At 68.6% G+C, this 11,974-nt stretch carries 12 protein-coding genes and 2 tRNA genes; 6 read left to right on the forward strand and 8 right to left on the reverse strand.

What is annotated here, in order from left to right:
• Positions 1 to 567: 567 nt before the first annotated feature.
• A complete protein-coding gene (locus AB0C26_RS08310) occupies positions 568 to 783 on the forward strand; it encodes a hypothetical protein (RefSeq protein WP_360243690.1) in 216 nt (71 codons plus the stop codon).
• 16 nt (positions 784 to 799) lie between these two features.
• Here the strand turns inward: AB0C26_RS08310 and AB0C26_RS08315 are convergent, their stop codons facing one another.
• The 3 genes from AB0C26_RS08315 to AB0C26_RS08325 all read right to left on the reverse strand — a co-directional run bounded on the left by AB0C26_RS08315 (position 800) and on the right by AB0C26_RS08325 (position 2,918).
• The gene (locus tag AB0C26_RS08315) at positions 800 to 1,597 is read right to left on the reverse strand and encodes a carbon-nitrogen hydrolase family protein (protein WP_360243693.1); all 798 of its coding nucleotides are present in this window, start codon (positions 1,595 to 1,597) and stop codon (positions 800 to 802) included.
• Positions 1,598 to 1,726: 129 nt separating this feature from the next.
• Positions 1,727 to 2,209: a hypothetical protein gene (locus tag AB0C26_RS08320; RefSeq protein WP_360243696.1), complete on the reverse strand. Its 483-nt coding sequence runs from the start codon at positions 2,207 to 2,209 to the stop codon at positions 1,727 to 1,729.
• A 322-nt stretch (positions 2,210 to 2,531) separates the two neighbouring features.
• Entirely contained in the window at positions 2,532 to 2,918 is a 387-nt protein-coding gene (locus AB0C26_RS08325) for a nuclear transport factor 2 family protein (protein ID WP_360243699.1), read from the reverse strand.
• A gap of 71 nt (positions 2,919 to 2,989) precedes the next feature.
• Between AB0C26_RS08325 and AB0C26_RS08330 the strand changes: the two genes are divergently transcribed.
• Complete coding sequence (locus AB0C26_RS08330; protein ID WP_360243702.1) at positions 2,990 to 3,514, forward strand: PadR family transcriptional regulator; 525 nt, start codon at positions 2,990 to 2,992, stop codon at positions 3,512 to 3,514.
• Positions 3,511 to 4,437 carry a hypothetical protein gene (locus tag AB0C26_RS08335; protein ID WP_360243705.1) on the forward strand — a complete coding sequence of 309 codons (927 nt, stop codon included), beginning with the start codon at positions 3,511 to 3,513 and terminating at the stop codon, positions 4,435 to 4,437. The genes AB0C26_RS08330 and AB0C26_RS08335 overlap by 4 nt, the downstream gene beginning before the upstream one ends.
• Positions 4,438 to 4,679: 242 nt before the next feature.
• Here AB0C26_RS08335 and clpX read toward each other — a convergent pair whose 3' ends face one another.
• The 5 genes from clpX to AB0C26_RS08360 form a co-directional block, all read right to left on the reverse strand.
• Positions 4,680 to 5,969: an ATP-dependent Clp protease ATP-binding subunit ClpX gene (gene clpX, locus AB0C26_RS08340; RefSeq protein ID WP_360243708.1), complete on the reverse strand. Its 1,290-nt coding sequence runs from the start codon at positions 5,967 to 5,969 to the stop codon at positions 4,680 to 4,682.
• Between the two features lie 213 nt (positions 5,970 to 6,182).
• Complete coding sequence (locus AB0C26_RS08345) at positions 6,183 to 6,848, reverse strand: ATP-dependent Clp protease proteolytic subunit (RefSeq protein WP_360243711.1); 666 nt, start codon at positions 6,846 to 6,848, stop codon at positions 6,183 to 6,185.
• Between the two features lie 11 nt (positions 6,849 to 6,859).
• On the reverse strand, positions 6,860 to 7,489 hold the full coding sequence (locus AB0C26_RS08350; RefSeq protein ID WP_360243714.1) for an ATP-dependent Clp protease proteolytic subunit: 630 nt from the start codon (positions 7,487 to 7,489) through the stop codon (positions 6,860 to 6,862).
• 165 nt (positions 7,490 to 7,654) lie between these two features.
• Entirely contained in the window at positions 7,655 to 9,010 is a 1,356-nt protein-coding gene (gene tig / locus AB0C26_RS08355) for a trigger factor (protein ID WP_360243717.1), read from the reverse strand.
• Between the two features lie 37 nt (positions 9,011 to 9,047).
• Positions 9,048 to 9,121, reverse strand: a tRNA-Pro gene (locus AB0C26_RS08360).
• Positions 9,122 to 9,253: 132 nt separating this feature from the next.
• Here AB0C26_RS08360 and AB0C26_RS08365 point away from each other — a divergent pair.
• The 3 genes from AB0C26_RS08365 to AB0C26_RS08375 all read left to right on the forward strand — a co-directional run bounded on the left by AB0C26_RS08365 (position 9,254) and on the right by AB0C26_RS08375 (position 11,956).
• Positions 9,254 to 9,324: transfer RNA gene (locus tag AB0C26_RS08365), tRNA-Gly, on the forward strand.
• Between the two features lie 623 nt (positions 9,325 to 9,947).
• Positions 9,948 to 10,454 (forward strand): PH domain-containing protein, encoded by a 507-nt coding sequence (locus AB0C26_RS08370; protein WP_360243720.1) that lies wholly within the window; start codon positions 9,948 to 9,950, stop codon positions 10,452 to 10,454.
• The gene (locus AB0C26_RS08375; RefSeq protein ID WP_360243723.1) at positions 10,451 to 11,956 is read left to right on the forward strand and encodes a PH domain-containing protein; all 1,506 of its coding nucleotides are present in this window, start codon (positions 10,451 to 10,453) and stop codon (positions 11,954 to 11,956) included. The genes AB0C26_RS08370 and AB0C26_RS08375 overlap by 4 nt, the downstream gene beginning before the upstream one ends.
• The last annotated feature ends 18 nt before the right edge of the window (positions 11,957 to 11,974 follow it).

Consider the following 11,974-nt stretch of genomic DNA (forward strand, 5'->3'; position numbering starts at 1 on the left):
TCCCACCGACTCTCCGCAAAGAGAAGCCGGCCGGGGTATTACTTAATTGGCACTGGCTTATCAAGCACCCTGTTGAGTTCTCAAAGAACAACCGCATCCGGCTAACCGCTCCGGAGCAACCGCTCAAACTTACCTGGTCGGCGTCGCGAGCGCAAGATCTAGATCTCGTTCGCACCGCCCAAGTTTTCCCCACGCTTCGAACCCCGCCGCTAAGCGGGTGACTCGTAAAGGTGGCCCACAGACCGGCCGACTCGATCGCTCAGCGATCTGTCCGCCCGGCTCCTGTCCGGCCCGGTAACTCTACCCGGTCGTTCTCATCGGCGCAAGTTGCCCTGTTCCGATCTCGCCCGGCCGCATCGTCCGGCTCATCACCGAAGTGCTGAGCCAGCTTACCGCGTACCCCCAGGTCCTTGGATTTGGCCCGTCGCTTTCGCTCCGTTCCGTCCCGGTTTCCCGTGGGCAGAGAGAAAGTTACGCGACCGGACGCCGCGCATGCAAATCGACCCCCGTACCCACTGCTCCGCCGAGACCGCCCAAAGGAGCCTCCGACCGTGAAAGAGTGGGCTCATGGGTGCTTCCGCGACGCTGGCAGCCGACGCTCTGACCGACATGATGCTCCCGTTCTGGCAGTTCGTGATCGGCACGCTTGTGCTGGTCACGGTCATCTTGTCCGTACGCAAGCTGGTTATGAGAGGCCCCTCGCGGATGGGCGGCGCCATGCTCATGGCCGGCGGGGCCGTAATCGGGCTGACAGTGTTCGGTTACTTAGTGCAGCTCCTGTGACCCCGGCAACATCAACTCAGAGCCGGCGGTTGGCCAGGCTCGGAAGCTCCTGCCGAATGCGCTCGAGCCGGTCCAGGTCGAGGTCGGCACTCACGACAGTCACCTCGTCGGGCGCCTGAACGACAACGGTCCCCCACGGGTCGACGATCATGCTCCGCCCGAAACACGTACGGCCCGGCTCGTGATCCCCGATCTGTCCCGCCGCCACCACGTAGCACTGGTTCTCGATCGCGCGAGCCCGCAGCAGAACCTCCCAGTGATCCCGTCCGGTGTGCGCCATGAACGCCGCCGGCACCACCAGGATCCGCGCCTCTCCCTCGACCGCGAGCCGCCGGTAGAGCTCGGGGAACCTCAGGTCGTAACAGATGGACAGGCCCGTCCGTACGCCGGCGATCTCCGCGACCACGGTCTCGTCCCCCGGCGCCACCGACCGGGACTCCTGATAGGAGACCCGTCCAGCGATCTCCACGTCGTACAGGTGAATCTTGCGATAGCGAGCCGCAAGCTCGCCCGAGGGCGAGAAGACCAGAGAGGTGTTGTACGTACGGCTCGCGTCCGGCCCGCTCTCATGGAACGACCCCGCGTGGACCCACATCCCCAGCTCCCGGGCCGCCCGAGCGAAGAAGGCGGCGAACTCGCCGTCGACGCCCTCGGGCTTGGGCGCGCCGTCCCCGAGGCCCAGGTAGTCCACGTACTCCGGCAGCACTGCCAGCTGAGCCCCACCCGCGGCCGCTCGTTCGAGCAGGTCCCGGGCCGTGGCCAGGTTCTTCTCCCGATCGTCCCGGGCATTCAGCTGACACACCGCAACGCGCATGACCTCAGCCTACGAGCGCCGGGAACCCACACCCAAGGCTTATTGGGTACGTGATGAGCACCGCGCCTCATCCGCGGTAAGCAGATCGTCCTCCTCGAAGCGTCCTACCAAGTGAAGGGGCAAGTCGGCTCAGGAAGGGGAGGTGCCATGACCGGTACGCCGGGCGCGGTCGAGAAGGCGCACGTAAAAGCGACGGTGAGCGGGGGCGAACCTGGTCCAGACACGACGTCCGAGGCCGCTGTCGTAACGGACGAGCATCGCGTGGGTGACCCGGCCGGGCTCGGCTCGCAGCACCAGACGGGCGCTGACGCCCGCGGTCGCCCGCACGGCCAGCACGATCGCCTCGGGGTCGCTGCGCCGGATCCGCCAGCCCAGCACCTGACCGGGCGCCTTCAGCGGGGCCAGGCCGACGCCGAGGAACCTCCAGGCGGCGAGCATCTTGGCCCGGTCTCCCCGGGACGCCCCTTCCAGGATCCGTCTGGCCCACGCCTCCGCGCTCAGGCTCTCCCCCGTCGGGAACCCGAACCCCTCCCGGTAGTCGACCGGCTCCAGGCCGGCCAGCACGACGGTCTCGGCGCTGACTTCCGCTTCGGTGACGGCTCCATCGTCCACGCGCGCTCCTCACACGATGCCGCTACCTTGGGCGGCGCATACCCGACCACAGCACGCACGTGCCCGATTCGACGGGCTGACGCAGCGCCGACCCGACGAGACCAGTCCGAAACAACACGACCAGACCAGAGCGAGCTGGACCGGCTGAGCCGAGCTGGACCGGCTGGCCGAGCTGAGTCGGGCTGGACCGAGCCAGGCCGAGCCGGGCCGGGGCCCGGAGGCGAAGGGATTTGGCCGGACGACCACGGGCGGGCCGAAACCGACCGGGGCCGAGTAGCGACGTCAGGGGCGAGCTGGAACCTCAGAGGGCGGGGGCTTTGGGTCAGGCCGAGGGCTGGGCCAGGCGCGCCTTCATGGACTCGGCCAGGGCCAGGGTGGCGGACAGGGGGCGGACCATGACGGTCAGCTCGGCTATCCGGCCGTCGGGGGTCTGGTGTATGAAGTCGCAGCCCTCGAGTTCGCGGTCGCCTATGCGGGCGCTGAAGACGAGGGCGTGGTCGAGGGCGCCGGGGGTGCTGATCTCGCGGGTGTAGCGGAAGTCTTCGAAGACCTGGACCACGGCGCGCAGGATCTCGGCGACAGCGGTGCGGCCCACGTAAGGCTTGTGAACCACGGGGCTGTGGAATACGACGTCGTCGTCCAGAAGGGCGATGGCGGCGGCGATGTCGCCCGATTCCACGGCGGCGCGGAAGGGATGGACTGCGGTCACGAGATGGCCCCTATACTCAACAAGTTGAATAGGTAGGCATGACGCTAGCCCGGCCACGGGAGGCTGTCCAGATGTCGTTGCGACATGCGGTGCTGGCGGCGCTGTCACGGGGCGAGGCGTCGGGTTACGAGCTGGCCAAGCGCTTCGATGTGGCGGTCGCGGACTTCTGGTCGGCCACACCCCAGCAGCTCTATCGCGACCTGGAGCGACTCGAGCGCGACGGGCTGGTGGAGGCGCGCGTGGTCGAGCAGAGCCGCCGCCCGACCAAGCGGGTCTTCACGCTGACCGAGGCCGGGCGCCGGGCCCTGCGGGAGTTCGTCCGGGAGCCGGCCCGGCCCGCTGCCATCCGCGATGAGTTCCTGGTCAAGTTGCGGGCGGCCGGCCCGGGCGACGCCGGCGCGCTCATCGTCGCCTCCGAAGCGCGCCTCGCGCAGTCGCGGCAGAAGCTCGCGCGCTACGAACGGCTGCTGGCCGAGAACGGCGACGAACCGGGGCCGTATCTGACGCTCATGGCCGGGATCATGTACGAGCAGCAGAACATCCGCTGGACCGAGCTGGTGCTGCAGCGGCTGCGCGACGAGGAAGGTGCGGCGTGACACGGCGGGTTGAGATTGAGCAAGCGGTTCCGGGGCTGCGGGAGTACGCGCGGGACGCCACCCGGCTACGGCCGGTGCCGGGTGAGCCGGGAGTGGCCGAGAGCTCGGTGGGTGGGCCTCTGCTGTGGCCGGGCGACGAGGCGTGGCCGCTGTGCACCGATGGCGACCACTACCTCGATCGGCTCCTGACGGTCGAGACGGTGTGGCGGCAGCGGCGGATCTACGCGGCGGCGGAGGCGCGGGCGGCGGCCACGGGGAAGCCGTACGAGGTGACCGACGCCGAGCGGGCCGAGCTGCCGGGAAACGACTACTCGGAACCGCATGCGGCGGCACGTCAGGCGATCGCGTTCGTGCCGGTGGCTCAGCTGTATCGGCGGGACGTGCCGGGGATCGACTGGCCGGCGGGTGCGGACCTTCTCCAGGTGTTGTGGTGTCCGCTCGATCACGAGTCGACGGGATACAACCCGCGCGTGGAGCTTCGGTGGCGGCGGGCCGCCGACGTCGGGGCGACGCTCGAGAGCGTGCCGCAGCCGGCGGTCGTCAACGAGGACTATCTGGTCACCCCCTGTGTGGTGCGGCCCGAGGTGGTCCGGGAGCACGAGTACGACGGGCTGCTGCCGGACAGGCTGCGGAAACAGGCCGAGCGGTGGGCTGCGCGGCGCGGGCTCGACTACGACGACGATCTGTCGGTGGCGCCCGGGTGGAAGGTCGGCGGGTACGCCAGCTGGGCACTGAGCGACTGGCACGCGGTGGACTGCGTGGCGTGCGGCAGCCCGATGAAGCTGTTGATCACCGCGGCGTCCAGCGAGGACGACGGCGCTCCCCGGACCCCCACGGACGTGGTCATCGGGCGGGGCTATTCGCTGTACGTCTTCGTGTGCCCCCAGGACGCCCGCCACCCGGTCGGCACAGCCATGCAGTGAGCCACCCCGCCCGCCGAGCCACAGCCAGAGCGATCACAAGGCGAACGGCTGGGGTGCTGAAGCACGGTCGGGGCCAGGCGCGGGGTGAGGCGACGGGCCCGCCCGGCGGGCGGGCGCGGAGGGCGAGTGGCTACGGCCCGGCCGCTGCGGGCGGTGGTGATTTCTTGCGGTTGGGGTGGTTGTGCGCCCGTACAGAAAAACCGCCGTCTCTCGTGAGGAGAGACGGCGGCATTCGGTGAATGTCAGGCCGACTTTTCCTCGCGCTCGCGGCGGCGACGGCCGACGAACTCGCGCGGGACGATCGTGGGGTTGACGTTCTCGAGGACCACCTCGCGGGTGATGACCACGCGGGCGGCGTCCGGGTTGCTCGGGACCTCGTACATCACGGAGAGCAGGACCTCTTCCATGATGGCGCGCAGGCCCCGGGCGCCGGTGCCGCGGAGCATGGCCTGGTCGGCGATGGCCTCGAGGGCGCCCTGGTCGAACTCCAGCTCGACGCCGTCGAGCTCGAACAGGCGCTGGTACTGCTTCACGTAGGCGTTGCGCGGCTCGGTCAGGATCTTGATGAGCGCCTCGCGGTCGAGGTTGCGCACCGTGGTGATGACCGGCAGACGGCCGATGAACTCGGGGATCAGGCCGAATTTCAGCATGTCCTCGGGCATGACCTTGCTGAAGATGTCGTCGGTCTTGCGCTCGGAGATCGAGCGCAGGTTGGCGCCGAAGCCGACGCCGCCGTGGCCGACGCGGGACTCGATGATGCGGTCCAGACCGGCGAAGGCGCCGCCCACGATGAACAGCACGTTCGTCGTGTCGATCTGGATGAACTCCTGGTGGGGGTGCTTGCGGCCACCCTGCGGCGGCACGTTGGCCACCGTACCCTCAAGGATCTTGAGGAGGGCCTGTTGGACGCCCTCACCGGAGACGTCGCGGGTGATCGACGGGTTCTCGCTCTTGCGGGCGATCTTGTCGACCTCGTCGATGTAGATGATGCCCTGCTCGGCGCGCTTCACGTCGTAGTCGGCGGCCTGGATGAGCTTGAGCAGGATGTTCTCGACATCCTCACCGACATAACCTGCTTCGGTCAGCGCCGTGGCGTCGGCGATCGCGAACGGGACGTTGAGCATCCGTGCGAGCGTCTGGGCCAGGTGCGTCTTGCCACAGCCGGTGGGGCCGATGAGCATGATGTTGGACTTGGCCACCTCGACGTCGCTGCCCCCGCCGGGGGCCCCGCTCGACTCGGCCTGAATCCGCTTGTAGTGGTTGTAGACGGCCACGGACAGGGCCTTCTTGGCCTGCTCCTGACCCACCACGTACTGGTCGAGGAACTGGCAGATCTCCATCGGCTTGGGAAGCTCTTCCCACTTCACCTCGCCGGTTTCGGCCAGCTCTTCCTCGATGATCTCGTTGCAGAGGTCGATGCACTCGTCGCAGATATAGACCCCGGGGCCCGCGATGAGCTTCTTGACCTGCTTCTGGCTCTTCCCACAGAAGGAGCACTTCAGTAGGTCGCCGCCGTCGCCGATCCGTGCCACCTACGTACTCCTTGTGCTCATCGGCCGACTGCTGCCGGCCCGGAACCGAGGTCGAATCGCCCCGTTGCCTTCTCATCGTCTGCCGAACCGCGTAACTGAGGCTGCATGCTCGACGTTACCCGCAAAGGGGCCGTTCTCCGACCCCCCAAAACGGGCGTGTCAGGGGTCGGCCAGTCTAACTCGGGCCGGCCGGCCCCTGACGATACGCTTCTCTCAGCTGCCGCTGCCGACGGCCTGGAGGGTCTTCTTGCGGCTGACCAGGACGGTGTCGACGATGCCGTACTCCTTGGCCTCGGCCGCCGTCATGATCTTGTCGCGGTCGACGTCCTTGCGGACCTGCTCCACCGTACGGCCGGTGTGGCGAGAGATCATCTCCTCCATCTGCGACCGCATGCGGAGGATCTCGCGAGCCTGGATCTCGATGTCCGAGCCCTGGCCGTAACCACCCTCGGTGGCCGGCTGGTGGATCAGCACCCGGGAGTGCGGCAGCGCGAGACGCTTGCCCGGGGTGCCACCGGCGAGCAGCACGGCCGCGGCGCTGGCGGCCTGGCCGAGGCAGACCGTCGAGATGTCCGGACGCACGTACTGCATGGTGTCGTAGATCGCCGTCATGGCGGTGAAGGAGCCACCGGGCGAGTTGATGTACATCGTGATGTCACGGTCCGGGTCGGAGCTCTCCAGCGTCAGCAGCTGGGCCATCACGTCGTTCGCCGACGCGTCGTCCACCTGCACGCCGAGGAAGATGATCCGGTCCTCGAACATCTTGTTGTACGGGTTCGTCTCCTTCATCATCCCGTTCGAAGAACGCTCGATGAAGGACGGCAGCACGTAGCGGTTGGTCACCGGCGCGAACCCGCGAGGCGTCGTCAGGTCAGTCATAGTTCCGCTCCTCAGTTCAGCGTTCCGGCGCCCTCGGGAACCTGAGTGGCCCCGGTGATCACCTGGTCGATGAAGCCGTAGTTCTTGGCCTCCTCCGCCGTGAACCAGCGGTCACGGTCGGAGTCGCGCTCGATCTGCTCCTGGGTCTGGCCCGTGTGGAAGGCGACCCGCTCCTGGAACATGCGCTTGGTGTAAAGCATCTGCTCGGCCTGAATGGCGATGTCGGCGGCCGTGCCGCCCATGCCGCCCGAGGGCTGGTGCATCATGATCCGCGCGTGCGGCAGCGAGTAACGCTTGCCGGGAGCGCCGGCGCAGAGCAGCAGCTGCCCCATCGACGCGGCCATGCCCATCGCGACGGTCGAGACGTCGTTGTCGATGAACTGCATCGTGTCGTAGATCGCCATACCCGAGTAGACCGAGCCACCGGGCGAGTTGATCCACAGGTTGATGTCGCGCTCGGGATCCTCTGCGGAAAGCAGCAGCAGCTGCGCGCAGATGCGGTTGGCCACCGAGTCGGTCACCTCGCTGCCGAGGAAGATGATGCGCTCACGCAGCAGGCGGTTGTAGACCGAGTCGTCGAGGTTGCCACTGATTGAGTCACCGCGCAGCAGGGGGCTCGCGGGGAGGTGAAGATCGGTCATGGCAGCCCTTCAACAGCTAGCCGGCAGGTTGTCCGTCGTACGCCCAACCTAACCGGTGGAATGGGCAACGGCTTCCCGCTCGGGCAGGTGTTCGCTGACAGCGCACGCGCCCGGGAAAAAGCAGAGAGCCGCCACCCCAGGGGTGGCGGCTCCCGCCGTACAAAATCAGTGGTTGTGGCCCTCGTGGCCGTGCTCCTCGTCCGAGGCGGCCCGCAGATCGTCGAGCGTGAGGACGTTGCCCTCGGCGTCCTTCATCTCGACCTGCTCCATCACCGAGGCCAGCGCCTTGCCGCGGCGCACGTCGCCGAACACGGCGGCCGCCGCGCCCGACTGGACCAGCTGGTCGTAGTACTGCTGCGGCTGCATCTGGGCGCGCTGCGCCCGGTGCACGATCTCGTGACCGAACTCGTCGTCGGAGACCTGCACGTCCTCCGCGTCGGCGATGGTGTCGAGCAGCAGCTGGATCCGGACGCCCTCCTGGGCCGCCTCGGTCAGCTCCTGGTCGATCTGCTCCTCGGTCTTGTCCTCGGAGGTGAGGTAGTCCTGCAGGGTCGCGCCGATCCGCTCCAGCTGGTCGGTCATCGCCTGCTTACGGCCCTCGACCTCGTCCTTGACGACACCCTCGGGAGCGGGGATCTCGGCCGCCTCGACGAGCTGCTTGAGCGCCTCGTCGCGAGCCGCGTAGATCTGCTCGACCTTCTTGACCTTGGTCAGCCGCTCACGCAGGTCGTTCTTCAGCTCGTCGAGCGTGTCGAACTCGCTCGCCAGCTGGGCGAACTCGTCGTCGATCTCGGGGAGCTGCTTGTCCTTGACGCTGCGAACGGTCACGGCCACCTGCGCGTCCCGGCCGGCGAAGTCGCCGCCCACGAGCTGAGTGGTGAACGTGGCGTCCTCACCGGCCGACATGCCCACGAGCACCTCGTCGAGACCCGGAAGCAGCTGCTTGCTGCCGACCTCGTGCGAGATGTTGGTGGCCGAGCCGCCCGGCACCTCCTCGCCGTCGACGGTGGCGTTCAGGTCGAGCTGCACGTAGTCGCCCTCGGCGGCCGGGCGCTCCACGGTCTTGAGGGTGGCGAAGCGCTCACGCAGGCCGTTGATCTGCTCGTCGATCTCGTTGTCGCCGATCTCGACGGCCGGGACCTCCACCTTGATGGTGGACAGATCCGGCACCGTGATCTCGGGCCGCACGTCCACCTCGGCGGTGAACTTCAGCGGCTCGTTGTCGGCGAACTCGGTGATCTCGACCTCGGGCCGGCCCAGGGTCTTGACGTCGTGCTCACGCACGGCGGCCAGGATCTGCTGCGGGATGGCTTCCTGAACCGCCTCGTTCAGGACCGCGCCACGCCCGACACGCTGGTCGATGACCGCTGCCGGGATCTTGCCGCGACGGAAGCCCGGCACCTGCACCTGCGCGCCGATCTCCCGGTACGCCTTCTGCAGGCTCGGCTTGAGCTCGTCGAACGGCACCTCGATAGCGAGCTTCACCCTCGTCGGGCTCAGAGTCTCGACGGTGCTCTTCACAGGCGTACTCCTTGTTGCTGCCGATAGTTGATGTCAGTCGGGGTGGCGGGATTTGAACCCACGGCCCCTCGCTCCCAAAGCGAGTGCGCTACCAAGCTGCGCCACACCCCGTGGCGTCGGCCAGTGTATGCGGTCCGCTTCCCCATGCGTGCGCTGGAGTCACCTCAGGCACCTATCCGGTTCGCAAAGCCCGGAGATGACCCAGTAAGCTATGCGAGCGGACCCCGTCCAGACGGGGACGTTGCGGGCGTAGCTCAATGGTAGAGCCTCAGTCTTCCAAACTGATTACGCGAGTTCGATTCTCGTCGCCCGCTCTCCTTTGGGACCCTCATGTCCGCGGAGTGCGCGGACGGTGGCGGATCGCCATACCTACCTGGGGGCCGAGCCCCCAGACCCCCACGGTGCGGACCGGTTGCGGGTGGTGCGTGGCTGAGGTTCGGGGCTGGTTGTACGTGGGTGGCGGTTCGCCCACCTCCTTTGGGATCCTCATGTCCGCGGAGTGTGCGGACGGTGGCGGATCGCCATGCCTGCCTGGGGGCCGAGCCCCTCGGACGCCCACGGGTGGACCGGTTGCGGGTGGTGCGTGGCTGAGGTTCGGGGCTGGTGGTACGTGGGTGGCGGTTCGCCCATCCTCCTTTGGGATCCTCATGTCCGCGGAGTGTGCGGACGGTGGCGGATCGCCATACCTGCCCGGGGGCCGAGCCCTCGGACGCCCACGGGTGGACCGGTTGCGGGTGGTGCGTGGCTGAGGGTCGGGGCTGGTTGTACGTGGGTGGCGGTTCGTCGGGAGCGGCGTCGTCTGCGGGCGATGCGTGGCGGCGGGGTGGGCGCCGCGGGTGAGGTTCGGGGCTTGGTTGGGCGGTGGGTGATCCTTGGGCTGCGGGGCCCCTACCAAAGTAGCTTTTGGGCGGTCGACTGGGCTCTCTACCGTGAAGTCATGGCTGGCCCTGAGTCCTCTGTGATGTGGATACGGCCGCCCCGGTGGCGGGTGGATCGGCGGTTCGTGCTGTGGCGGACGCTGCAGGCGCTGTTCTGGGGTGTCGGGGTTCTGGGGATTCTCGGCGCCGTCTTCTGGTGGGTCGAAGGGAGCCGGGGCTGGCTCGGGCCGGTGCTGGTGGGGCTCGCCGTGGTGTACGCGGTGAACGTGGCGGTCATGCCGGGGTGGCGTTATCGGGTGCATCGGTGGGAGACGACCGATGACGCGGTGTACGCGCTCGAGGGGTGGCTCACCAAGAAGTGGCAGATCGTGCCGCTGTCGCGGATACAGAGCATCGACACCGAGGCGGGGCCGCTGCAGCAGGTGCTCGGGATCGCGACGATCAAGGTGACCACGGCGTCGAGCGAAGGCAAGATCTCGATCGAGGGGCTTGACGTACGCGTGGCGCGGGAGACCGTGGAGCGGCTGCGTGAAGTCACGGCGGCCACGCCGGGGGACGCGACGTGAGCGGCGACGGGTGGCGGCGGCTCAGCGTTCGGGTCGTGTACATGGATCTGATCCGGGCGGCGATCTCGTGTGGGGTCGGCTATCTGGGGGCTGTCGCCTTCAACGACGGCGGGCCGGTGTGGGCGCTCGTCGCCGGGTCGGTGGCCGGCTTCCTCGGCGCGTTGTCCGACCTCGTGCGGTGGCTGACCACGCGCTACCGGGTCACCTCCACCGCAGTGGAGATGCGCAGCGGGTGGGCGGCCAAGCGGCACCGGACGGTGGCGCGGGATCGGATCCGTACCGTGGACAGCTCGGCCAAGCTCGTGCCCCGGCTGTTCCGGCTGCGGGTGGTGCACATCGGGTCGGGTGAGCAGGCGTCGTCGTTCACGCTGAACGCCCTGGACAGCGGGCACGCGGCCCGGCTGCGCCGCGAGTTGCTGCCGAGCGAGCCGGTGAGCGCGGAGGAACCCGCCGCCGGGAACGCGCTCGCGCGGCTGAGATGGCAGTGGGTGCCGCTCAACATGGTCTCCGCGTGGGGGCCGATCGTGGTGGCCGGTCCGCTCTTCGCCCTGTACTGGTTCCTGCGGCCGTTCGGCGTCGACCTGGTGAGCGTGGGGCGGGACGCGCTGGGCTGGGACTCGCGGAGCCTGACGGCGAATCTCCTCCTGTGCGCGGTCATCGTCTACCCGCTGGGGGTGGCCGCCTCGGCGGCCGCCTTCCTCGCCGAGAACTGGGGATTCGAGCTCGCCCGGGAGGGCGACGCCCTGGTGACTCGGCGGGGCCTGTTCACCACCCACACCCTGCAGCGCGACGACCGGCGGATGCGCGGGCTGGCCTTCAGGGAACCCCTCGCCTGGCGCTGGCTGCGCCTGACCGAGACCAGCGTCGTCACCACCGGGCTGCGGCAGACGGCCGACGCTCCGTCCGGCGCCCTGCTGCCCCGGCTGCGGATGGCCGAAGCCCGCGAGATCGCCGCCCAACTGCTGCCGGACGGGCGCCGGCCGCTGGAGGCCGAGCTGCTGCCGCACCCCCTGGGCGCACTGCGGAGGCGGCTCGGCTGGGCCGTCGGCGGACCCGTACTGGCCTCCATCGTCTTGCTGTTCTTCGAAGGCTGGTTCTGGCCGCTGGCCCTGCTGCCGATCACGCTGGCGCTTGCCGTGGTGGCCTATCGGTCGCTGGGACATGCCCTGGACGGGCCTTATCTGGTGGTACGGCGTGGGGCGCTCAGCCGGAACACGGTCGCCCTGCGGCGCGGCGCGGTGATCGGCTGGACGTTGCGGCAGTCGCTTCCGCAGCGCTGGGGCGGCCGGATGACCGTCGGCATCGCCACCGCGGCCGGCGAACGCCACTACGAGGCGCCGGACATGAGCGTGGAGCAGGCGCTGGCCTTCGTCAGTGGGGCCACGCCCGAGCTGGCGGCGCGGTTCATCGACCGCACAGAAGAGGGCGGGCGGGGCGCAGCGCCGGGCCGCCACCCAGCGCTGCGCGTCTGCACCCGTTCCGACGTGCGGGCGTCAACGTAACGGAATACTTCGACGCAG

Source organism: Actinoplanes sp. NPDC048796 (assembly GCF_040650035.1).
Taxonomy (GTDB): Bacteria; Actinomycetota; Actinomycetes; order Mycobacteriales; family Micromonosporaceae; genus Actinoplanes.